This window comes from Alloalcanivorax gelatiniphagus, from assembly GCF_005938655.1.
GTDB classification, from domain to species: domain Bacteria; phylum Pseudomonadota; class Gammaproteobacteria; order Pseudomonadales; family Alcanivoracaceae; genus Alloalcanivorax; species Alloalcanivorax gelatiniphagus.
Genome location: NZ_VCQT01000040.1, coordinates 1 through 21,201, shown reverse-complemented (window position 1 = coordinate 21,201; position 21,201 = coordinate 1). Strand labels below are relative to the sequence as shown.

The following is a 21,201-nucleotide window of genomic DNA, read 5'->3' as shown; positions in this document are numbered from 1 at the left end:
TTGTACGGCCCGCTTGGGCGGGGGAACAGGGCGGGGAGGGTGAGTTACAAGTTGAAAGTTAAAAGTTGAAACGCGCCCGAGGCACGTTGGGGCGGCAAGGCCGTGCCCGCGCTCAAGGGTAACCCGCGCTCCGGCCGGCCACCCGGCCGCGGGAAAGCCGTGCGGCGCCCCGCCCTTTCAACTTTTAACTTTCAACGGCCTCTTCTGAAAAGCCTGTCGCGGCTGAAGCCGCTCCTACCTACAATGGTCGGTTCCCAACGCTGCGGATGCGCCCATGCTTTCCTATCGCCATTCCTACCACGCCGGCAATTTCGCCGATGTTCTCAAGCATCTGGTGCAGGTGGCGGTGCTCGATCACCTGCGGCTCAAGGACAAGCCGTTCCTGGTGCACGACACCCATGGCGGTGCCGGGCTGTTCGCGGTGGACGACGCGCATATGCAGAAGACCGGGGAATACCGGGACGGCATCGGGCGGTTGTGGGAGCGGCGTTTCGAGGCGTCGTTGATCAACCGCTACCTGAACGTGGTGGCCGGCTTCAGCCGTCCCGGCGCACTCAGCCACTACCCGGGCTCGCCGGCGATCAGCGCCGCCCTGCTGCGCGACCAGGACCGGCTGCAGATTACCGAGCTGCACAGCACCGATTTCGAATTGCTGGAGGCCCGTTTCGGAGCGGATCGTCGTATCCGGGTGGCGAAGCAGGATGCCCTGGCCGGCATCAAGGCGTTATTGCCGCCGGCGCACAAACGGGGCCTGGTGCTGATCGACCCGTCCTACGAACTGGGCGGCGATGAAGCCGCCACCCTGGAGGCGGTGGAGGAGGGGCTGCGGCGCTTCAACACCGGCTGCTTCGCGATCTGGTACCCGGTGCTGGAACGGCGCCGGGCGGACCGCTTCGCCCAGCGCCTGATGGCCCTGGCCCCCAAGCACCTGCGCGCCGAACTGTGCGTGCTCCGCGACGGCGGCGCCCGGGGCATGACCGGCTCCGGCATGGTGGTGCTGAACCCGCCCTGGACCCTGGGCGAACAACTGCAAGCGGCCCTGCCCATCCTGCACCGCACCCTGGACCAGGGCGGCGGTGGCCAGCGGTTGGTTGTTTCCTCGTGATGGGGTAGGGGTTGATCGCGACTGAAGTCGGATGCCGTTGATCGCGACTAAAGCGGAATGCCGCCCAGTCGCTCCTACAACACCCCGCCCTATTCGACGGAGCCGTGGGTGACGCTGCCTCGAAGCGTCTCGGCGTGGGCCCCCTTCCGGTCCGGGCCCCTGTCAAACGGGACGCCCGGCAAGGGGCCTGTTGCCGAGACCGGCGATTGTAGGAGCGGCTTTAGCCGCGATGCGGTTGGGCACCGCCGTTGATCGCGGCTGAAGTCGGATGCCGTTGATCGCGACTAAAGCGGAATGCCGCCCAGTCGCTCCTACAACACCCCGACCTATTCGACGGAGCCGTGGGTGACGCTACCTCGGGGCGTCTCGGCGTGGGCCCCCTTCCGGTCCGGGCCCCTGTCAAACGGGGCGCCGACAAGGTGCCCGTTGCCGAGGCCGGCGATTGTAGGAGCGGCTTTAGCCGCGATGCGGTTGGCACCGCCGTTTATCGCGACTAAAGTCGCTCCTACAACACCCCGGCCTATTCGGCCGAGACGCGGCCCCGCTGGAGAAACCGCGCCGACTCAAACCTCCCCCGCGTTATCCAATTCCACCGCCTCGTGCATCCGCTCCAGCAGATCCGGGAAGGCCGCCAGCACCCGGTTCCAGCTGGGAATAAACGGCTTGTCCCGGGGATGCTCCAGAAACGCCTTGCCCGCTTCCATCAGATTGTCGGCGAACAACTCCACCGCCTGTTCCTCGCTGTGCCGGTCCAGCTTCAGGCCGTTCATCAGCGCATCGTTGTAATAAGCCTCGATCAGGTCCAGGGCGATGCGGTAGTAGGTGGCCTTGATGGTGCGGAAGTCCTCCACATTGATCTGCACGCCCAGGGTGGCGAGCTTGCGGTAGAGGGCCTTGGCGATATCCAGGCTCATGCGGTTAAGGCCGCCGGCCGGGTCCTCCTCGGACATGGGCTGGTGCTTGTGGTCGTAGGCGTCGGCGATGTCCACCTGGCACAGCCGCTTGGTGGAGTAGTTGCGGTGCACCTCCGAGAGCACGCCGATCTCCAGGCCCCAGTCGCTGGGAATGCGGATGCTCTCCAGCACGTCGGTGCGCATGGAAAATTCCCCGGACAGCGGGTAGCGGTAGCTGTCCAGGTACTCCAGATAGGGCAGGTTGCCGTAGATCTTCTTCAGGGCGCGCAGCAGCGGGGTGACCATCAGACGCGCCACCCGGCCATTGAGTTTGCCGTCGGCGATGCGCGGGTAGTAACCCTTGCAGAATTCGTAGTTGAACTGGGGGTTGGCCACCGGGTAGATCAGCCGCGCCAGCAGCCCCCGGTCGTAGGTGACGATGTCGCAGTCGTGCAGGGCCACCGCCTCGGTGCGGGTGGTTTGCACATAGCCGGCGCAGTACCACACATTGCGGCCCTTGCCCGGTTCGGCCGGGGCCAGGTCCTCGCCGCGCAGTTCCTGGTCCAGGGCCTGCAGGCGCGGGCCGTCGTTCCACAGGATGCGGTGCTTCTGCGGCAACCGGGAAAAAAACTCCCGGGCATACAGAAACTGGTCCCGGTCGGCCCGGTCCAGGCCGATGACGATCTCGCTCAGGTAGGGCACCCGCGCCAGTTCATCGACGATGTGGCCCAGCGCCGGGCCTTCCAGTTCCGAGTACAGGGACGGCAGGATCAGCCCCATGGGGCGCCGTTTGGCGAAGCGGGTCAGGTCCCGTTCCAGGTCCTCCACCGAGCGCTGGTGCAGGTTGTGGAAGTTGGTGATCAGACCGTTCTGGTAGAAATCACTCATGGCCGTTCTCCTTGCCGTCCTCTGAAAGCCAGTGCTCCAGACCTTCCACCCAGCCCCTGGGGCCGGCCTGGCGGGTGCGGTACAGGGCGGGTTGGCGCACCGTCACCGGCAGCCGGTGGGCGCCGTGGATCAGTACCGCCCGCTCTACCGCCTCCAGCATCGGCACATCGTTGGGGCCGTCGCCCAGGGCCAGGGTGCGGGCCGGCGGGCGGTGCAGGTCCTGGTCACGGCGCGCCAGCCAGCGCACCGCCCGGCCCTTGTCCACGCGGCCCATTACATGGCGGAAGCGGCCTCCCCGGGTGACGGTGAGGCCGTCCTCTTCAAGCACCTTGCAAAAGCGTTGCCAACCGTCCTCGTCGCCGTCCCACAGCAGTGGCTGGCTGCCCTCCCGGCGCCGGGCCAGGGTCGCGTCCGCCGGCGCCAGGCCGGTGAGCGCGGCGGCCTCGGCGTCGCTCAGTTCGGAGAACAGCCGCACCGGCGCGAGCCGTTCGGCGATCAGGGCGTGCAGGCGCCGGGCCAGGGCGTCGGCGGATTCGCCGGGGGTGAACAGGGTCAGGCCGTCGTCGCCGGGGGGCGGATCGTCGGGCAGGCGCCAGGCCGGGGGCAGGCCGATCACGGCGCCGTTTTCGGTGACGAAGGGGGTGTGTTGCAGGTCCAGCTGGCGGCGCAGCACCGCCAGTTCGGCGCGGGTCTTGCTGGTCACCGGGATCACCGCGTCGCCGCGCTTCGCCAGCCGGCGCAGCCAGGGCGCCGCCGGCGACCAGTCGTAGTCGTGGTGGTCCAGCAGCGAGCCGTCCAGGTCGGTGAAGACCAGCAGGCGGGGAGCCTTCGCCATGGCGCCGCCGGCTCCCCGGCTCAGGGGAGCAGGCTCTCCAACCGCAGTTGGTCTTCCAGGCTCTCCCGGGCGCGCACCAGGAAGGCCTGGTCGCCGTCCACCATCACCTCGGCGGGCCGGTTGCGGCTGTTGTAGTTGCTGGCCATGGCGAAGCCGTAGGCGCCGGCGGAGCGCACCGCCAGCAGGTCGCCGGGCTCCAGGGCCAGGGCCCGGTCCTTGCCCAGGAAGTCGCCGGTTTCGCACACCGGGCCGACGATGTCCCAGTCGCGGCAGTCCGCCTCATGGGGGGTGACCGGCACGATGTCCTGCCAGGCCGCGTACAGGCTGGGCCGGATCAGGTCGTTCATGGCCCCGTCGACGATGGCGAAGTTGCGGTGCTCGGTGGGCTTGAGGAACAGCACCTGGGTGAGGAACAGGCCGGCGTTGGCGGCGATGGAGCGGCCCGGTTCGATGTGCACCGGCAGTTCACCGGGTATGTGCTTGAGCAGGGCGGCCACGTAGTCCGCCGGCGGCGGCGGTGTTTCGTCCCGGTAGGTCACGCCCAGGCCGCCGCCCAGATCCAGATGGTGGATCTCGATGCCCAGGTTCTGCAGCTCGCCAAGCAGCTTCAGCACCCGCTCCAGGGCGTCCTCGAACGGGTCCAGCCGGGTCAGCTGGCTGCCGATGTGGCAGTCGATGCCGCGCACCGCGATGTGCGGCAGCTCGGCGGCGCGCTGATACAGGGCCGGCGCCTTCTGAATGTCGACGCCGAACTTGTTTTCCTTGAGCCCGGTGGAGATGTACGGGTGGGTCTGGGCGTCCACGTCCGGGTTCACCCGGATCGAGATCGGCGCCACGCAATCCAGCTCGCCGGCCACCAGATTCAGCAGCTCCAGCTCGGCGGCGGATTCCACGTTGAAGCAATGGATGCCGGCTCTCAGGGCACTGGCCATTTCCTCGGCGGTCTTGCCGACCCCGGAAAACACGATCTTGTCCGGATCGCCGCCGGCGCGCAGCACCCGCTCCAGCTCGCCGCCGGAGACGATATCGAAGCCCGCGCCACAGCGCGCCAGCACGTTCAGCACGGCCAGATTACTGTTCGCCTTGACCGCGTAGCAGATCCGGTGGGGGTGCTCGCCGAAGGCCTCGTCAAAGGCGTTGTAATGGGCTTCCAGAGCGCCCCGGGAATACACATACAGCGGGGTGCCGAAGCGCTCCGCCAGTTGCGCGACCGATTGTTCCTCGGCGTACAGGGTGCCGTCGCGGTAGCAGAAGGGATCCATGGTCATTGCGACTCATCCTGGTTGTCGTTGTCGTCCTCGTCGGTCTGTTCGGACGCGGCCGGCAAGGGGGTGGCCTGCGCGGGCGGCGCCGCCTGCGCCGGCTCCCGGGGCGCCATATACAACGGCCCCTTCTGGCCGCAGCCGGCGAGCATCAACATCGCCAGCAGGCAAAGTACACGCATGGATCACTCCGCAGGTGTGAAAAGTCCGCGCAGTATAGCGGTTTCACCCTCCCGAAACGACGCACGGTGACCGATTGCCGGGCAATCAGCCGGTAATCAGCACCGCCCGGAAATCGTTGACGTTGGTGCCGGTGGGGCCGCTGATCAGACTGTCGTCCAGCGCCTGGAAAAAGGAATGGGCGTCGTTGCCGTCCAGGGCGGCGCGGGCGTCCAGGCCCAGGGTGGCGGCGCGGCTCAGGCTGTCCGGCGTCCACAGGGCGCCGGCGATCTCGGCGCCGCCGTCCACGCCATCGGTATCGGCGAACAGGGCGTGCACGCCGTCCAGCGGCCCCAGGGCCAGACCGAAGCCGAGCAGGCCCTCCACATTGCGGCCGCCGACCCCGTCGCCGCGCACCGTCACCGTGGTTTCGCCGCCGCTGAGCAGCACGCAGGGCGGCGCCAGGGGCTGGCCGTGGCGCCGCACCTGGGCGGCGATGCCGGCCAGCACCCGGCCCAGTTCCCGGGCCTCCCCTTCCAGGCCGTCGCCCAGAATCATCGGCGTGACACCGGCGGCCCGGGCCACCTCGGCGGCGGCCTCCAGGGCGGTCTGGCCGCTGGCCACCAGCCGTACTTCATTGCCGTCGGGCAGGGTAATGCCGGGGGCGTCGCTTTGTTTTTCCAGATGGGCGATGACCCGGGCGGGGGCGTCGATGGCATAGCGCCGCAGTATCGCCAGGGCGTCGGCGGCGCTGGTGGGGTCGGCCACGGTGGGCCCGGAGGCGATGTCGTGGGGCGCGTCCCCGGGCACATCGGACAGCAGCAGCGTGCGGACCGGCGCCGGCGCGCAGGCGGCGGCCAGCCGGCCGCCCTTGATCGCCGACAGGTGCCGGCGCACGGTATTGATCTCACCGATGGTGGCGCCGCTGCGCAGCAGCGCCCGACCCAGGGTTTGCTTGTCATCCAGACTCAGTCCCGGGGCCGGCAACGGCAGCAGCGATGAGCCGCCGCCGGAGATCAGCGCGATCACCCGGTCGTCGGCGGTGAGGCCCTCGGCCAGGGCCAGCAGGCGCCGGGCGGCCTGTTCCCCGGCGGCGTCCGGCACCGGGTGGGCCGCTTCCAGCACCTCGATGCGCCGGGTCGGTAGCGCCTGCCCGTGGCGGGTCACCACCAGACCTTCCAGCCGCGCCAACGCCTCCGCGCCGTGCTTTTCCAACCAATGCTGTTCCAGCACCGTGGCCATGCGCGCCGCCGCCTTGCCCGCCCCAAGCACCACGGTACGCCCCGGCCCGGGCTCGGGCAGATGCGGCGGCAGGCACTGTTCCGGCAGCGCCGCTTCCACGGCGGCGTGGAACAGGGATTCGAGGAACAGGCGCGGGGAAGGGGTCGGGGAGGTCATGGGGGAAGCTTCGGGTTTTGCACGGGAAGCTGCAAGCGGACAGTTGGCATCCCCGGGCAGTTGAAAGTTAAAAGTTGAAAGTTGAAACGCGGGCCTGCCCCCCGAAGGCGGCGAGGCCGTGCCCGCGTGCCCGCCGGCCACAGGCCGCAAGCTACAAGCTTGGCCGTGGCGAGGCGGTTTTCAGCTTGTAGCTTGTAGCTTGAGGCTTTTGCAGCGTCAGCCGCTGATCGCGTCCCGGCCACGGGCGACGGCGGCGCGGACCTGGTCGGGGGCGGTGCCGCCGATGTGGTTGCGGGCGCTCACCGAGCCTTCCAGGGTCAGTACCTCGAACACGTCCTCGTCGATCTGGTCGCTGAACTGGCGCAGCTCGGACAGGGACATGTCGCTGAGGTCCTTTTTCTGGTCCACGCCGTGGGCCACGGCCTTGCCGACGATTTCATGGGAGTCGCGGAAGGCGATGCCCTTGCGCACCAGGTAGTCGGCCAGGTCGGTGGCGGTGGCGAAGCCGCGGCGGGCCGCTTCGCGCATCACTTCCCGGTTCGGTTCCAGGGCCGGGATCATGTCGGCGAAGGCGCGCAGGCAGCCGGCCAGGGTGTCCACCGCGTCGTAGAGCGGTTCCTTGTCTTCCTGGTTGTCCTTGTTGTAGGCCAGCGGTTGGCTCTTCATCAGGGTCAGCAGGGCGATCAGGTGGCCGTTGACCCGGCCGGTCTTACCGCGCACCAGCTCCGGCACGTCCGGGTTCTTTTTCTGCGGCATGATCGAGCTGCCGGTGCAGAAGCGGTCCGGCAGGTCGATAAAGTTGAACTGGGCGCTGGTCCACAGCACCAGTTCCTCGCTGATCCGCGACAGGTGGGTCACGCACAGGGCGGTGAGGGCGCAGAATTCGATGGCGAAGTCCCGGTCGCTGACCGCGTCCAGGGAGTTCTCACAGACGCCGTCGAAGCCCAGCAGTTCGCAGGTGCGTTCGCGGATGATCGGGTAGGTGGTGCCGGCCAGGGCGGCGGCGCCCAGGGGCATGCGGTTAACCCGCTTGCGGCAATCGCGCAGGCGCTCGCGGTCGCGCTTGAGCATTTCGAACCAGGCCAGCAGGTGGTGGCCGAAGGTCACCGGCTGGGCGGTCTGCAGGTGGGTGAAACCGGGCATGATGGTGGCCGCCTCGCGCTCCGCCAGGTCCAGCAGGCCGGTCATCAGACGGGTCATTTCGCCGTCGATCAGTTCGATTTCGTCACGCAGCCACAGGCGGATATCGGTGGCCACCTGGTCGTTGCGGGAGCGGCCGGTGTGCAGCTTTTTGCCAGTGATGCCGATCTTGTCGGTGAGCCGTGCCTCGATGTTCATGTGCACGTCTTCCAGGGCCACCGACCACTGGAATTCCCCGGCCTCGATCTCGGCGCGGATCTCGTCCAGCCCCTGGATGATGGCGTCGCGCTCGTCGTTGGTGAGCACCCCGGCCTCGGCGAGCATGGTAGCGTGGGCCTGGGAACCCTGGATATCCTGCCGGTACATGCGCCGGTCGAAACCGACGCTGGCGGTGAATTCCTGTACGAAGGCATCGGTGGATTCACTGAAGCGGCCGCCCCAGAGTTTGTTTTGCTGCTGGTCACTCATGTCGTTGCTCGCGTCCGGCGCTGAATTGACGGGGCGCGCAGTATAGCACCGCCGGGCGGTGGTATCGTAGGCAAACCCAGGAGCAAGTTAAAAGTTGAAAGTGACAAGCGCGGGCACGGCCATGCCGGCGGCCGGGTCTGCCGCCGCGTTTCAACTTTCAACTTTCAACTGCCATCGAGGCCGGGACCTGGCTCGTAAACACAAGAAGAACTTATGACCGAACCCCGCCCCAACGTCTTCCTGCCCGACCTGTGCACCACCCGCGCGGTGCTGGTGGTGGTGGTGGTGATCGAACTGATGGCCATTGTCATCACCCTGGTGGCCGGGTACTTCGAGCCGTTCAGCCTGGAGCGGCTGGCGCTGACGTCGCTGTTCATTCAGTGGATCGGGCTGACCTCGGCGGCGTTGTTGTGCCGGCTGCGGGACCGGTTGAACGGCCTGCCGGCGGCGCGGGCGGCGCTGGCGGTGGTGGGGCTGGTGGTGCTGGATACCCTGGTGTTCAGCCTGCTGGCGCGGTGGCTGTTGGCCTGGGCCGCCGACAGCATGAACGAGCCGCTCTGGCATTGGGATATCCTCGCCAATGTGCTGATCGCCGCCATCATCGGCGGCCTGATGATGCGCTATTTCTATGTGCAGGAGCAGCTGCACAACAAGGACCGGGCGGAACTGCGCGCCCGCATCCAGGCGCTGCAGTCCCGTATCCGCCCCCACTTTCTGTTCAATTCCATGAACATCATCGCCACCCTGGTGCGCATCGACGCCGCCGCCGCCGAGCAGGCGGTGGAAGACCTGTCGCGGCTGTTCCGGGCCAGCCTGCGGGAATCCGGGGAGCAGGTCAGCCTGGCGGAGGAACTGGCCCTGTGCGAGCGCTATGTGCGCATCGAGCAATTGCGTCTGGGCGACCGGCTGCGCATGGAGTGGCAAGTTGAACTGGATCCCGAAACCGTGCGGTTGCCGCTTTTGACGTTGCAGCCGCTGGTGGAAAATGCCATCTATCATGGTATCCAGCCACGGGCCGAGGGCGGGGTGGTGACGCTGGGCGCCGCCATGGAGCAGGGGCGGGCGGTGCTGCGGGTGCGCAATCCCATGCCGGAACGGGCCGGCGATCACCAGGGTAACCGCATGGCGCTGGACAATATCCGCCACCGTCTGGAGGCGCTGCTTGGCCCCACGGTGCGGGTGGAAGCACGGGAATCAGAACAATACTACGAGGTGCGTATCCTCTATCCGGTGCAGGGATAGGGGGTAACGGAGGGGGGAACAATGAAGGACGACCTGGCCAAGACACGGGTGCTGGTGTGCGACGACGAGGCCCTGGCGCGCCTGCGTCTGCGGCGCCTGGTGGAAAGCGCTCATATGGAGGTCACCGGGGAGGCCGCCAGTGGCCGGGAGGCGGTGGAATTCGCCGGGCGCACGCGGCCGGACGTGGTGCTGATGGACATCCGCATGCCGGACATGGACGGCCTGGAAGCCGCCGCCCATCTGCAGAAAATGGACAACCCGCCGGCGGTGATTTTCTGCACCGCCTACGAAGAACACGCGCTGCAGGCGTTCCGGGTGCACGCCGTGGACTACCTGCTCAAGCCGGTCAACGGCGACGACCTGCGCCGGGCGCTCAACCGCACCCGCCGGCTCAACCGCGTGCAGGTGGCCGAGGTCACCCACCGCATCGCCATCAACCACACCGGCCGCCGCCGCCACCTGAGCGCCCGCACCCACCGGGGCCTGGAACTGGTGCCGGTGGAGGAGGTGCGCTACTTCCAGGCGGACCATAAATACGTGGCGGTGCATTTCGACGGTGGCCACGTGCTGATCGACGAGCCGCTGAAAAGCCTGGAGAAGGAATTCGGCGACCTGTTCGTGCGCATTCATCGCAGCACCCTGGTGTCGCTGCATTTTATCGAGAGCATGGAAAACAGCGCCCAGGGCTATTTCGAGGTGCACCTGCGCGGGGTGCGCCGGGCCTTGCCGGTGAGCCGCCGGCACATGGCCGGCCTGCGCCGCGCCCTGACCGGCAAGTAAAAGCGGTTAATCGGCGGCGCTTAACAGGTACAATCCCGGGCCTGTAATTTTTTTCCGGGAGTTTTCATGTCCGCCGAGATTGTTCGCATCGCCACCCGCTCCAGCCCGCTTGCCGTGTGGCAGGCCGAGTATGTACAGAGGCGCCTGGAAGCGCTGCATCAGGGATTGCGGGTGGAGCTGGTGCGGATCAAAACCCAGGGCGACAAGATCCTCGACACGCCGCTGGCCAAAATCGGTGGCAAGGGCCTGTTCGTCAAGGAACTGGAAGAGGCGATGATGGACGGCCGCGCCGACATCGCCGTGCACTCGATGAAGGACGTGCCCATGGAGTTGCCGCCGGGCATGGCCCTGCCGGTGATCTGTGAGCGCGAGGACCCCCGCGACGCCTTCGTATCCAACCACCACGATTCCCTGATGGGCCTGCCCGAGGGCGCCCGCCTGGGCACCTCCAGCCTGCGCCGTCAGGCCCAGGTGCTGGCCCACCGGCCGGACCTGAAGGTCTCCAGCCTGCGCGGCAACGTGCAGACCCGGCTGGGCAAACTGGACGCCGGTGAGTTCGACGCCATCATCCTGGCCGCCGCCGGCCTCAAGCGCCTGGAGATGCACCAGCGCATCCGCTATGAAATGCCGCCGGAAGAATCCCTGCCCGCCGTGGGCCAGGGCGCGGTGGGCATCGAGTGCCGCGCCGACGCGGAGCGCACCCGCGAACTGCTGGCGCCGCTCAGCGACCCGCTGACCTGGGACCGGGTCAGCGCCGAGCGCGCCATGAACCGACGCTTGGAAGGCGGCTGCCAGGTGCCCATCGCCGGCTTTGCCCTGCTTGAGGACGACGGCCGCCTGTGGCTGCGGGGCCTGGTGGCCAGCGAGGACGGCCGCACCGTACTCACCGCCGAGGACCGGGCGCCCCGGGAGCAGGCCCAGGAACTGGGCGTGGCCATCGCCGAGTCGCTGCTGGCCCAGGGCGCCGACCGTATTCTCCGGGAACTGTACGACCGCCAATGAGCCGCGTGGTGATCACCCGGCCGGCGGGCCAGGGCGAGGCCCTGGCGGCGCGGCTCCGCGAAGCCGGCCATGAGCCGCTGTGCGTGCCGGCCCTGCGCATCGAGCCGCTGCCCCTGGCGGACGATCATCGCCGCCGGCTGATGGACCTGGATCTCTACCACGCGGTGTTTTTCGTCAGCGCCAACGCCGCCCACCAGGCCCTGGAGCGGATCGCCGACCTGTGGCCGCAGTGGCCGGTGGGGCTGCACTGGCTGGCGGTGGGGGAGTCCACGGCGGCGGTGATCCGCGCCGCCGGCCTGACGCCGGAATACCCCACCAGCGGCTTCAACTCCGAGGCCGTGCTGGCATTACCCTGCCTGGCCCGGGTGGCCGACCGGCGGATTCTGATTTGCCGGGGCGACGGCGGACGGGACTGGCTGGCCGCGCGCCTGCGTGAGCGGGGTGCCATGGTGGACGTGCTGCCGTTCTACCGGCGCCTGCCGGACCCGCACCGGCACTGGCCGGAGGGCGCGGATACGGTGATGATCACCAGCGTGGAAGGCTGGCGGGCGCTGGCCGACCGGGTGCCCGCCGGGGCCACCGTGATCGCCGCCGGCGAACGGGTGGCGGCGGCGGTGGCGGAGGACCATGGGGGGCCCCTGCGCATCGCCGCCAGCGCCCATGATGCCGACATGCTGGCGGCGCTGGCATCTTAGATATTGGACTCGTCGGATGGCTGTCATTATCTTGAGGCCATTACCGAGGGAACGCACCTTACCGAATCGCCGCGCCGCCCGGTCCGCCTGTCAGGCGACCGGCACGCCCAAAAAAAGGGAGACTCCATGACGCACCGCGCCGTCCGTCGTCAGCAGGGCCTGAGCCTGTGGCCGCTGCTTGTTTTGATCGTGATCCTGGCCGCCCTGGGGGCCGCCGGCTGGTGGGGCTGGCAGCAATGGCAGCTGCTGGAGAAGGATCGCCAGGGGCTGGGGCAGCGGGTCGAGACCCTGCGCGGCGAACTGGAGCGCCGGGACCAGGAACGGCGCCAGGCCGAGGATCAGCTGCGCCAGCAGCAACAGCAACTGGAAGCGCGCATGGCCCGGGACCGGGAAGCGCTGGCCGATGTGCGCCAGGGCGGCCAGACCCTGTGGCTGATCAACGAGGCCGAGGCCCTGGCCAGCCTGGCCGGCCAGCGGCTGATGCTCACCGGTGACGCCGCCGCCGCCCGCCGCCTGCTGAAGGCCGCCGACGACACCCTGGCGCGGCTGGACGACCCGGACGCGCTGCCGGCCCGGCAGGCCCTGGCCAACGATATGGAAAAACTCAACGGTGCCCTGCAGGTGGACATCCAGGCCATGGTATTGCGCCTGGGCGCGCTGCAGTCGCTGGTGCCGGACCTGGCGCTGCCGGAGCGCCAGGCGCCGCCCCGGCAATCGCCGGAGCCCGGTCAGGGCAGCTGGTGGTCGCGGCTGCTCGACCAAATGCCGGTGACGGTGAGCCGCCACGACGGCGAGGTGCCGGTGCCGCTCACCGAGACCCAGGCGGCCACCGTGCGGCTGACCCTGGACGCCAGCCTGCAACAGGCGCGGCTGGCGCTGATGCAGGGCCGGGCCCAGGCCTACCAGCAGGCGCTGGACAGCGCCAACGCCACCCTCGACCAGTGGTTCCGTGACGACCAGGGCCGGGTCAAGCAGATGCGCGCCGCCCTGGAGGAACTGGGCGGCCAACAGGTGAACCAGGCGCTGCCGGAAATCGGCGCCGGCCTGGATGCCATCCGCCAGCTCAAGCGCGACGTGCTCAAGCGTGACGGCGGGGAGGGCGGCCGATGAAAAAAGCGCTGCTGCTGATCGTGGCGGCCCTGGTGGCCGCCACCCTGCTGGGGCGCTGGATGGCCGCGGACTCCGGCTATGTGCTGGTGATCCGTGACCAATGGCGCCTGGAAAGCACCCTGGGCTTCGCGGTGCTGGCGGCGATTCTGGCCGCCGTGGCCCTGGTGGTGCTGACCCTGTTTTTGAACCTGCTGTGGAACGCCGCCGAGCCGGTGCGCGCCACCCGCCGTTTCCGCCTCAAGGTGGCCCGTCGGCGTCTGAAAAGCGGTTTCATCCTGTTGATGGACGGCGAGCTGGATAAAGCCGAACGGTTGCTGGTGTCCGCCGGGCGCGACGGCGACTGGCCGCTGGTGGCCTGGCTGCTGGCCGCCGAGTGCGCCCGCCAGCGCGGCGATGAGGAAGCCCTGGAGCGCTATCTGCGGGAAGCCGCCGCATGCCGCCGGGGCGACGCGGTGGCCGGCCTGATGCGGGCGCGCTTTTCCCTGGATCAGGGCCGGCCGGACCAGGCCCGCCGGGAGCTCCAGGAGCTGGCGGAGCGGGCGCCGGGCAACCAGCGGGTGCAGGCCCTGTACGCCGACGTGCTGGAGCGGGAGCGGGACTGGGAAGCGCTGTGCGCGCTGATGCCGCGCCTGCGCCGTGCCCTCGGCGAACAGGCGGCGGCCCGGCGGGAGCGCCGGGCCTGGCTGGCGCGCTTGCAGCACCTGGGCCAGAAGCCCGGCTTCAACGATGCCGAGAGCCGGGCCCGGGAACTGCGCGAGCTGTGGAAGAAGGTGCCCACCGCGCTGCGGCAGGACCCGGCCATGGTGGCCCGCTACGCCGGCTTCCTGGCGCAGCTGGGCGACGGCCGCCGGGCCTTGCAACTGGTGCGCGAGCAACTGCAGCGGGACTGGGACGACCGGCTGCCGCCGGTGCTGGAAGCCATCGATGACCTGTCGCCGGACGAATTGCTGCAGGTGCTGGAAAAGTGGCTGCTGGAACGCCCGGGCAACGCGGCGGTGCTGATCACCGCCGGCCGGGTGGCGCTCAAAGCGCGGCTGTGGGGCAAGGCCCAGAATTTCTTCGAAGCGGCTGCCAACTCCAGCCAGAGCGCCACCGCCCTGGCGGAACTGTCCCGGCTCTATCTGGCCCTGGGCGACCGCACCAAGGCGGCCACGGTGCTGGAACGGCGGGTGGCGGAACTGGACGGCGCCCTGCCGGCTTTGCCGCTGCCGGAGAACGCTACGCAGTCTTCGTGAGTCGGGGTTAATCGCGACTGAAGTCGCTCCTACAAGGACTTTGTAGAAGCGACTTCAGTCGCGATGGGTTTATTGCCCCCCGCGCTCCCGCAAATCGGCCGCGATCTCCGCCGCCACCGCCGTCCAGGCGGCATTCAACCGCAATACCAACTCCTCGTACCCATCCCGTTCCAGCGCCTGTCGCTTGTCGAAGACACCGCCGACCGGGTCGCCGTCGGTCCCTTGGAAGTGCCAGTCGCCACTGACCCGGGCGTCGCCGTCGGCGGTGCCCTGGAAGCGGGTCACCCGCACCGTCAGGGTGCCGGCGGTGTTGGCCGGCAAGGCATGGGCCAGGGCCCGCTGCAACTGGTCGCCCAGCGGTTCCGCCCAGCGATGGGTGCGGGCGGTGCTCAGGGTGGTGGCGCCGGTTTCCACCACCAGCCCGCCCTGATCCAGGTAGCCGGCCAGGCGCACCCGCACCAACAGGTTGGCCGCCGCCACCGGCTGGCTGGCGGAGGGCAGCAGGTACTGGCGCTCGCCGGTGGCGGGGGTGCCGGCACAGCCGGCCACGGCCAGCAGCATCAGTAGCAGGAGAGAGAATCTGGTTGCCATCGTCGGCTCCGGGCGGTTGTCGGGTTCGGGCATCGTTCAGTAGGAGCGGCTTCAGCCGCGATAAGGGAGAGGCTATTCATCCCGCGCTCTGGGCTATTCATCCCGCGCTCTGGGCTATTCATCTCGCGCTCTGGGCAGTGGGTCCGCCGGCGGTTCACGGGAGAAGATCAGGGCGTTGGGCTTTTCGCGCAGGGTACGCAGCAGCGGCTCGGCGTCGCGCAGCACCCGCTCCAGCCGTTCCAGGGTGGCGGACAGTTGCTGGCCGTCGGCGCCGGCCAGGCTGTCCAGGGCGCCTTCCAGGGAACGCAGGGTGTCGTTGAGGCGGGTGGGCAGCTGGGCGGTTTGCGGGTCGCCAAGCAGGGCCTCCAGCCGGTCGGCGGTGGCGGTGACCTGTTCCAGGGTTTTCTGGGACGCCGACAGATTGCGGTCCAGCCCCTCGGCGATCTTCTGCAGCGGCAGGTTGTTGAGCGTTTCCAGCAGCCCGGCCACCTGATTCTCGATCTGCGCCAGGCCGTTGGCGGTGGTCGGGAACACCGCCACGCCTTCGAAGCGGGTGGGCTTGTAGGCGGCCACGTCCTGACGGAAATTCAGGTCCACGAACAGGGCGCCGGTGAGCAGGTTGCCGGACTTCAGGGTGGCGCGCAGGCCGTTCTTGAACATCTTGTCCAGCCGCTCGCGCCAATCGTCCAGCAGCACTTCGCTGCCCTCGGTGATGCGCTGCGGTTCGACCCGGATCAGCACCGGAATCGAGAAGCGGTTCAGCGAATCCGGCTGCTCGCCGGTGAACTTCCAGGGCACCTGTTCCACGGTGCCCACCCGCACGCCACGGTATTCCACCGGGGCGCCGGCGCTCAGCCCGCGCACCGTGTCCTCCACCAGCAGCACGTATTCCAGATACTGATCGAACAGACCCCGGCGGGCCGCTTCCTGGTCCGCGTACAGGGTGTACTCAGCGTTCTCCGAGGCCGGCTCGCCGGCGGGCATGGTGGAGTCGGGCACGCCGAAGGCGATGCCGCCGCCGAGCAGGGTTTCCAGGGATTGCAGATTGACCCGGAACCCCTGGGAGTCGAGCTGGAAGCCGATGCCGGACACGCTCCAGAACCGGGTGGTGTCGGTGACCAGCACATCGTAGGGTTTCTCGATAAAGACGCGGTGCCTGATGCTGCGGTCCTTGGCGATGAACTTGGTGTCCACCACCCGGCCCACGGTGAGGTTGCGGAAGGTCACCGGGTCGCCGGTGGTGACGCTGTTGCCCGGGTCGCTGTGCAGGGTCAGGTACAGGCCCTGGGCGCCGGCCTCGGTGACCGGCGGTTGCTCCTCGACCACGAATTCCCGCTTTTTCTTGTCGCTGTCGCCGGGCAGCAGCTCGATGTAGGCGCCGGACAATACCGTGCTCAGGCCGCTGATGCCTTCCCGGCCAATGCGTGGTTTGACCACCCAGAAGCGGGTGTCCTTGTTGAGCATGCGGTCGGCGCCGTCCTGCATGCGGGCGGTGACGATGGTGTGGCGCAGATCGTCGGAGAGGGTCACGGTCTCCACCGTGCCGACCTGCACGCTGCGGGTTTTGATCGGCGTCTTGTTGGCCTCGATGCCTTCCGCGTTCTCCAGCTTGAGGGTGATCATCGGGCCCTGGCTGGACAGGTGGTCGAACGCCAGCCACAGGCCGATCAGCAGGGCCGCCAGCGGAATCAGCCACACCGGGGACAGGCGGGGCAGGCGCTCATGAATGGCGCGGGAGGGTGTCTGGCTCATCGTCGTTCCGTTGCGTGGCCGGGCCCGGGTCGGCGCTCTGCCGGTCCCAGATCAGGCGTGGGTCAAAGCTGAAGGCGGCCAGCATGGTCAGTACCACCACCGCGGCGAAGGCGCCACCGCCGGGGCCCGGGGCGATCGACAGCAGATTGCCGAGCCGCACCAGCGCCACCACGATGGCCACCACGAACACATCGATCATCGACCAGCGGCCGACCCATTCGGTAATCCGATAGAGCCGCATCTGTGCGGTCATATCCAGCGGCCGGTCGCCGCGCGCCGCCAGACTCAGCCAGGCGAGGGCCATGATCTTGCCAAAGGGTACCAGAACACTGGCGGTAAAGATGATCAGGGCGATTGGCCAGTCGCCATGCTGAACAAATTGCAGTACCCCGGAAATGATGGTGGCCGGCTGGGTGTGCCCCAGGCTGGTGGTGATCATGATCGGGTAAAGATGGGCGGGAAAGCAGCACAGGGTGGCGGCGATCAGCAGCGCCCAGGTGCGCTGCAGGCTGGCCGGGTTGCGCCGGTGCAGGCGGGCGCCGCAGCGCTGGCAGCGGTGCGGCCCGGCCAGCGGTTGCAGATGGCCGCATTGCTCGCAGCCCACCAGCCCCTGGGCCAGGGCGGTGCGCCCGGGGCGGGCGTCCGGCGGCGCCACCGGTGGGCCGGCCAGGCGCGCCCACAGGGCCAGCGGGTGCAGCCGCTGCACGGTGATCAGCAGCGCCAGGGCGAAGCCGGTGAAGGCCCAGAAACCGGGTTTGAGCGTCACTTCCGCCATGCCAGCGATCTTGATCAGGCTGACCAGGGCGGCGATGGCGAACACATCCGCCATCATCCAGGGCTGCCAGCGGGGCAGGGCGCGCACCAGGGCGGCGGTGCCGGGCAGGGCGGCGCCGCCGGGCCGGCCGACGCGGCTCAGGCTGGCATGCACCCACAGCAGCGCCAGCAGAAAGCAGACCGGCATCACCACGATGGTGGCGAACACCACCACCGCCAGGGCCGGGTGGTGGAAGGCGGCCAGCTCGGTGGCCGCGTCCAGCAGGCCCATCTGTTCGCCGATGCCGTTCTTTTCGAAGCGGATATAGGGAAAGGACAGTGAAACCGCCAGCAGGATCAGGGCGGTGACGGCCAGCGCCGGGCTGGTCTGGTCCTGCACCGCATGTCGCGCCAGCGGATGCAGACAGCGCGGGCAGCGCACCCATTCCCCGGGCGCCGGATCGACCACGGACAGCACCAGATCGCACTGCGGGCAGGGCAACAAGGTGGCATGGGGGTCGCTGTCCGGGGCGCGGGGGTCGTCCATGGGGCGATCTTTGGCTGGTGGTGGTTCATTGTGCCGGTGGGCGGCGCCCGGCGCCAGGAGGGTGATCGCGGCTGAAGCCGCTCCTACGACCGACGGTAGGAGCGGCTTCAGCCGCGATCAGTCATTCCCGGGGCGCGTAATCGAACACGTCGGAGTGAATGTTCTCCGCCGGTACCCCTTCTTCCACCAGGGCGTCGAACACCGCCCAGGCCATGGCCGGGGAGCCGCCCACGTAGAACAGGGGTTCGCGGGGCTCGGCCAGGGCTTCCAGGGCCGCTTCATGGACCAGCCCCTCGGCGTGGCCGGGTTTGCTGATGTCGGACAGGGCGGTGACCGCGTGGAAGTCCGGCAGCTGTTCCCGCCAGCGGGCGGGCAGCTCGGGCAGGTACAGGTCGCGCTCGGTGCGCGCGCCCCAGAACAGCCGCACCGGCAACGGATAATCAAGCTGGATCAGCCGTTCAATCATCGCCTTCACCGGGGCGAAGCCGGTGGAGCCGCAGATGAACCACAACGGCCGGTCCGGGGCGCCATCGATAAAGCGTTTGCCCTCGGGCAGGGTCACCGCCACCGTGGCCTGCTCGTCCAGGTCCGCCATGATGGCGTGGGCGGCGCTGTTGTCATTGCCGTGGCGCACGTGCAGTTCCAGTTCCCGGCCGCCGGGGGCGTTGGCGATGGAGAACGGATAGGCGCCGTGTTCCAGCTCCAGGATCAGATACTGGCCGGCGAACCAGCGCACGGACTTGCCGGCGGGCAGGCGCAGGGCGACCCGGGTGACGTCATGGCTAAGCGGCTCTCGCCGAACAATCTGGCACTGCAATCGTTGCACGGGCAGTTCGCCCGGCGCGGTAATCTCTGGCACTTCGATCTCGCAATCGCTGATCGGGATGGCCACGCAGTATAGCACCCGGTCGGCTCGGGCATCGCCGGCGTGGATGAGAGTGTCCGGAGAGGTGCCGCGCCGCTGGCGCACGGCGCCGGCGGTCAAACGGCCCTGGCAACGTTCGCAAACGCCGTTGCGGCAGGCATGGGGGAAACCGAACCCCGCCTCCCGGGCGGCGGTCAGGATGGGGATACCGGGCGGGCAAATCAAGTCATGGCGACCGTTGATGCGAACGCTGTGGGCCACGGCGGGGTCAGCCGACCTTGCGGCCGGTGATGATGCTCTTGACGTGTTCCAGGTCCGCCCAGGCGCCTTCACTGAAAATCCGCTTCACGTCCTGGACCACCGCCTGGTAGCCATAGCGGGGGTGGGCGTCGTGCACCGCCACCCGGGCGCCGGGATTGAGGTGGGGCTGGAAGTCCTTGAAGTCCCGCCAAGCCTGCTCATGGTTGCCGTCGATCCAGAGAAAATCGATCTTCACCGCCGGGTCCCACTGGGCGGCGGCTTCCTGGGAGTACCCTTCGATCAGCTCGAAGCGGCCCTCGAAACCGTTGCGGCGCAGGCGCTCGGCCACCAGGGCCCGGGTCGGTTTGTTGTCCAGCGGCACCAGGTTGTCGGTGAGCTGCGCCTGCTTGTCCAGGTCGGAGTTGAACGGGTCGATGGCGTAGACCCGGCCGTTGCGCTTTTTCAGGCCGCGCAGCAGGTAGCTGGTGGAGAGGCCGCCGTAGCAACCGATCTCCACCACCACGCCGCCCTCGGGCACCTGGCCGGCCCATTGGGTGAGCATGGCCGCCTCGGTGTGACGGATCATGCCGCCGTAGGCCCGCTTGTCGTAGCGGCGGCCCCGCAGCAGGCCCATCAGATTGTGATAGACCGGCCGGGAAAAACCGCTGATCAGTTTCGGCCCCTTATCACTCCAGGCCTTTTCCAGAAAGGTGTTGGTCGAGTCTTCCGCCATTGTTCAACCTGCTGTCCCCACGAAGAGGGCAATGATGCAGCCCATGCCAAAAAACCACACCAGCGAGCGCGCGCTGGCCCAGTCGGCGATGTAACACACGCCATAGAGCACCCGGCTCAGCACGAACGCCACGGCGATACCGTCGATGGTGTTCTGCGGCGCGGTCTGCGCCAGCTGCGCGATGATCACCGCCGCCGCGAACGCGGGGGTCACCTCGAAGCTGTTTTGCTGGGCCCAGTGGGCGCGCTTGCGGGCACCGTCCAGGGTGTTCAGAAAATCCCGCGGGTTGTGGTTTTCCCGTAAACCGAATCCGCCTTGAAACTTGGCGAAGCCGGTGAAGGCGTAGGGCAACAAGATGGCGATCAAAACGCACCAGAAAGCCAGGGTCATGGCGGTGTCCTCGTTATCGTTATCAGGGAGCCCCGCGCCGCCAACATCCGGTTCGCGCCACGGGGCTCCCAAGGTGATTCAGACAGCGCCAATGATCAATGGCCGTTTGGTAACGGGGTTGCCCCGGCCGTTCACGGACAGTCTGTTGGCGCCAGCTTAACCTTAGCTTAACGGGGCGCTCAGGGCGTTTTCCACCAGGGCGAGGCGGTCCTGGCCCCAGAACAGGGTGTCGCCCACCTGAAAGGCGGGCACCCCCCAACTGCCGGCGTCCATCATCGCCTGGCGGTTGGCATCGGCCCGTTGGCGCCATTGGTCGTCGCCCAGCCAGCGGCGCGCCCGGTTCCAGTCCAGGCCGGCCTCCCGGGCCAGCCGTGACAGGCCGGCGTCCCCGGCCACGTCCACGCCCTGGCTCCAGATGCCACGGGCGGCGGTGAGCAGCCATTCGCGCAGGCGGCCCTCTTTTTCCGCGAACGGCCACAGCGCCATGCAGCGTTCCACGCCCACCCCCACCGGGTCGCAGATGGTGCCGAACGGCACGCCGTGCAGACGGGCCTCGCGGGCCGCATCGGTGACGATATAGAGCCGCTTGGCACGGGGCACCGTCAGGCCGCGCATCACCATGGGCAGCACCGGACGCATCTCCAGCGCCACGCCATAGTGGTCCGCCAGGGCGAAGGCCCGCTCCAGGGCCAGATAGGAATAGGGGCTGCGGAACGAGAAGTAGAACGCCAGCCGGGTTTCCGGCGCCGCCGCCGGGCGGTCCAGGCGGGCCCGCTTGGCGGCGCCGTAGTCCAGCGGCCAGGGCCCGCCGCCCAGGCCGAGCCCTTCCAGTCGGCGGGCCAGATGGTCGAGCCGTTCCACGCTCCAGTACCACTCGCCCTGGTAGTGCAGGGTGCCGGTCAGGTAGTGGCCGTCCACCAGGAACTGGTCACGGCGGGCTTCCAGGGCCAGTTGGGCCTGATCCTCCGGCTGCTGACCGTGCTCGCCGGGGAGTTCCGCCCGCCGGGGTTGGTCGTCGGCCCCGAGCGCCCGGCCCCGGGCATGGGCCAGGCCCCCGAAGCGCGGGGCGCCCTCGGGTTTGGGCAGGCAGCGGGGGGCCGCCCGGGGCAGGGGCGGGG

At 68.6% G+C, this 21,201-nt stretch carries 20 protein-coding genes; 7 read left to right on the top strand and 13 right to left on the bottom strand.

The window, feature by feature from the left end; translation table 11 throughout:
- The first annotated feature begins 274 nt into the window (after nt 1–274).
- The gene (locus tag FGS76_RS13695; RefSeq protein WP_138773226.1) at nt 275–1,105 is read left to right on the top strand and encodes a 23S rRNA (adenine(2030)-N(6))-methyltransferase RlmJ; all 831 of its coding nucleotides are present in this window, start codon (nt 275–277) and stop codon (nt 1,103–1,105) included.
- Nucleotides 1,106–1,668: 563 nt separating this feature from the next.
- On the opposite strand, the gene FGS76_RS13690 is transcribed toward FGS76_RS13695, so the two are convergent.
- The 6 genes from FGS76_RS13690 to argH all read right to left on the bottom strand — a co-directional run bounded on the left by FGS76_RS13690 (nt 1,669) and on the right by argH (nt 8,148).
- Nucleotides 1,669–2,886, bottom strand: coding sequence for a glycosyltransferase family protein (locus FGS76_RS13690; protein WP_138773225.1), 1,218 nt, complete (start codon nt 2,884–2,886; stop codon nt 1,669–1,671).
- A complete protein-coding gene (locus FGS76_RS13685) occupies nt 2,879–3,721 on the bottom strand; it encodes an HAD-IIB family hydrolase (RefSeq protein ID WP_138773224.1) in 843 nt (280 codons plus the stop codon). Before FGS76_RS13685 ends, FGS76_RS13690 begins: the two co-directional genes overlap by 8 nt.
- A 20-nt stretch (nt 3,722–3,741) precedes the next feature.
- On the bottom strand, nt 3,742–4,983 hold the full coding sequence (gene lysA / locus FGS76_RS13680; RefSeq protein WP_138773289.1) for a diaminopimelate decarboxylase: 1,242 nt from the start codon (nt 4,981–4,983) through the stop codon (nt 3,742–3,744).
- Between the two features lie 2 nt (nt 4,984–4,985).
- Nucleotides 4,986–5,165, bottom strand: coding sequence for an LPS translocon maturation chaperone LptM (lptM, locus tag FGS76_RS13675; RefSeq protein ID WP_138773223.1), 180 nt, complete (start codon nt 5,163–5,165; stop codon nt 4,986–4,988).
- 85 nt (nt 5,166–5,250) lie between these two features.
- Entirely contained in the window at nt 5,251–6,540 is a 1,290-nt protein-coding gene (locus FGS76_RS13670) for a glycerate kinase type-2 family protein (protein WP_138773222.1), read from the bottom strand.
- A gap of 216 nt (nt 6,541–6,756) precedes the next feature.
- Entirely contained in the window at nt 6,757–8,148 is a 1,392-nt protein-coding gene (argH, locus tag FGS76_RS13665) for an argininosuccinate lyase (protein ID WP_138773221.1), read from the bottom strand.
- Nucleotides 8,149–8,361: 213 nt separating this feature from the next.
- Between argH and FGS76_RS13660 the strand changes: the two genes are divergently transcribed.
- The 6 genes from FGS76_RS13660 (at nt 8,362) to FGS76_RS13635 (ending at nt 14,212) form a co-directional block, all read left to right on the top strand.
- The gene (locus FGS76_RS13660) at nt 8,362–9,390 is read left to right on the top strand and encodes a sensor histidine kinase (RefSeq protein ID WP_138773220.1); all 1,029 of its coding nucleotides are present in this window, start codon (nt 8,362–8,364) and stop codon (nt 9,388–9,390) included.
- A 21-nt stretch (nt 9,391–9,411) separates the two neighbouring features.
- Nucleotides 9,412–10,170, top strand: coding sequence for a LytR/AlgR family response regulator transcription factor (locus FGS76_RS13655; protein ID WP_138773219.1), 759 nt, complete (start codon nt 9,412–9,414; stop codon nt 10,168–10,170).
- Between the two features lie 66 nt (nt 10,171–10,236).
- Entirely contained in the window at nt 10,237–11,172 is a 936-nt protein-coding gene (gene hemC, locus FGS76_RS13650) for a hydroxymethylbilane synthase (protein WP_138773218.1), read from the top strand.
- Nucleotides 11,169–11,867: a uroporphyrinogen-III synthase gene (locus FGS76_RS13645; RefSeq protein ID WP_170214477.1), complete on the top strand. Its 699-nt coding sequence runs from the start codon at nt 11,169–11,171 to the stop codon at nt 11,865–11,867. The genes hemC and FGS76_RS13645 overlap by 4 nt, the downstream gene beginning before the upstream one ends.
- 126 nt (nt 11,868–11,993) lie before the next feature.
- The gene (locus FGS76_RS19800) at nt 11,994–12,977 is read left to right on the top strand and encodes a uroporphyrinogen-III C-methyltransferase (protein WP_138773217.1); all 984 of its coding nucleotides are present in this window, start codon (nt 11,994–11,996) and stop codon (nt 12,975–12,977) included.
- The gene (locus tag FGS76_RS13635) at nt 12,974–14,212 is read left to right on the top strand and encodes a heme biosynthesis HemY N-terminal domain-containing protein (RefSeq protein ID WP_138773216.1); all 1,239 of its coding nucleotides are present in this window, start codon (nt 12,974–12,976) and stop codon (nt 14,210–14,212) included. The genes FGS76_RS19800 and FGS76_RS13635 overlap by 4 nt, the downstream gene beginning before the upstream one ends.
- Nucleotides 14,213–14,281: 69 nt before the next feature.
- Here FGS76_RS13635 and FGS76_RS13630 read toward each other — a convergent pair whose 3' ends face one another.
- From FGS76_RS13630 to FGS76_RS13600, 7 genes are all read right to left on the bottom strand, one after another.
- Complete coding sequence (locus FGS76_RS13630; protein ID WP_170214476.1) at nt 14,282–14,803, bottom strand: PqiC family protein; 522 nt, start codon at nt 14,801–14,803, stop codon at nt 14,282–14,284.
- Between the two features lie 114 nt (nt 14,804–14,917).
- A complete protein-coding gene (gene pqiB / locus FGS76_RS13625; protein ID WP_138773214.1) occupies nt 14,918–16,555 on the bottom strand; it encodes an intermembrane transport protein PqiB in 1,638 nt (545 codons plus the stop codon).
- A complete protein-coding gene (locus FGS76_RS13620; RefSeq protein WP_138773213.1) occupies nt 16,524–17,855 on the bottom strand; it encodes a paraquat-inducible protein A in 1,332 nt (443 codons plus the stop codon). Before FGS76_RS13620 ends, pqiB begins: the two co-directional genes overlap by 32 nt.
- Before the next feature lie 121 nt (nt 17,856–17,976).
- Nucleotides 17,977–18,981 carry a 2Fe-2S iron-sulfur cluster-binding protein gene (locus FGS76_RS13615; RefSeq protein ID WP_138773212.1) on the bottom strand — a complete coding sequence of 335 codons (1,005 nt, stop codon included), beginning with the start codon at nt 18,979–18,981 and terminating at the stop codon, nt 17,977–17,979.
- A 7-nt stretch (nt 18,982–18,988) separates the two neighbouring features.
- A complete protein-coding gene (locus FGS76_RS13610; protein ID WP_138773211.1) occupies nt 18,989–19,693 on the bottom strand; it encodes a class I SAM-dependent methyltransferase in 705 nt (234 codons plus the stop codon).
- 3 nt (nt 19,694–19,696) lie between these two features.
- Nucleotides 19,697–20,083, bottom strand: coding sequence for an MAPEG family protein (locus tag FGS76_RS13605; protein WP_138773210.1), 387 nt, complete (start codon nt 20,081–20,083; stop codon nt 19,697–19,699).
- A 162-nt stretch (nt 20,084–20,245) separates the two neighbouring features.
- The coding region (locus FGS76_RS13600; RefSeq protein WP_138773209.1) for a 2-hydroxychromene-2-carboxylate isomerase at nt 20,246–21,201 on the bottom strand (956 nt) is incomplete at its 5' end.

What these genes read in the sequence shown, in the direction of transcription:
- FGS76_RS13695 (WP_138773226.1), top strand. Translation starts at nt 275, where the DNA reads ATGCTTTCCTATCGCCATTCCTACCACGCCGGCAATTTCGCCGATGTT.
- FGS76_RS13690 (WP_138773225.1), bottom strand. Translation starts at nt 2,886, where the DNA reads ATGAGTGATTTCTACCAGAACGGTCTGATCACCAACTTCCACAACCTG.
- FGS76_RS13685 (WP_138773224.1), bottom strand. Translation starts at nt 3,721, where the DNA reads ATGGCGAAGGCTCCCCGCCTGCTGGTCTTCACCGACCTGGACGGCTCG.
- lysA (WP_138773289.1), bottom strand. Translation starts at nt 4,983, where the DNA reads ATGGATCCCTTCTGCTACCGCGACGGCACCCTGTACGCCGAGGAACAA.
- lptM (WP_138773223.1), bottom strand. Translation starts at nt 5,165, where the DNA reads ATGCGTGTACTTTGCCTGCTGGCGATGTTGATGCTCGCCGGCTGCGGC.
- FGS76_RS13670 (WP_138773222.1), bottom strand. Translation starts at nt 6,540, where the DNA reads ATGACCTCCCCGACCCCTTCCCCGCGCCTGTTCCTCGAATCCCTGTTC.
- argH (WP_138773221.1), bottom strand. Translation starts at nt 8,148, where the DNA reads ATGAGTGACCAGCAGCAAAACAAACTCTGGGGCGGCCGCTTCAGTGAA.
- FGS76_RS13660 (WP_138773220.1), top strand. Translation starts at nt 8,362, where the DNA reads ATGACCGAACCCCGCCCCAACGTCTTCCTGCCCGACCTGTGCACCACC.
- FGS76_RS13655 (WP_138773219.1), top strand. Translation starts at nt 9,412, where the DNA reads ATGAAGGACGACCTGGCCAAGACACGGGTGCTGGTGTGCGACGACGAG.
- hemC (WP_138773218.1), top strand. Translation starts at nt 10,237, where the DNA reads ATGTCCGCCGAGATTGTTCGCATCGCCACCCGCTCCAGCCCGCTTGCC.
- FGS76_RS13645 (WP_170214477.1), top strand. Translation starts at nt 11,169, where the DNA reads ATGAGCCGCGTGGTGATCACCCGGCCGGCGGGCCAGGGCGAGGCCCTG.
- FGS76_RS19800 (WP_138773217.1), top strand. Translation starts at nt 11,994, where the DNA reads ATGACGCACCGCGCCGTCCGTCGTCAGCAGGGCCTGAGCCTGTGGCCG.
- FGS76_RS13635 (WP_138773216.1), top strand. Translation starts at nt 12,974, where the DNA reads ATGAAAAAAGCGCTGCTGCTGATCGTGGCGGCCCTGGTGGCCGCCACC.
- FGS76_RS13630 (WP_170214476.1), bottom strand. Translation starts at nt 14,803, where the DNA reads ATGGCAACCAGATTCTCTCTCCTGCTACTGATGCTGCTGGCCGTGGCC.
- pqiB (WP_138773214.1), bottom strand. Translation starts at nt 16,555, where the DNA reads ATGAGCCAGACACCCTCCCGCGCCATTCATGAGCGCCTGCCCCGCCTG.
- FGS76_RS13620 (WP_138773213.1), bottom strand. Translation starts at nt 17,855, where the DNA reads ATGGACGACCCCCGCGCCCCGGACAGCGACCCCCATGCCACCTTGTTG.
- FGS76_RS13610 (WP_138773211.1), bottom strand. Translation starts at nt 19,693, where the DNA reads ATGGCGGAAGACTCGACCAACACCTTTCTGGAAAAGGCCTGGAGTGAT.
- FGS76_RS13605 (WP_138773210.1), bottom strand. Translation starts at nt 20,083, where the DNA reads ATGACCCTGGCTTTCTGGTGCGTTTTGATCGCCATCTTGTTGCCCTAC.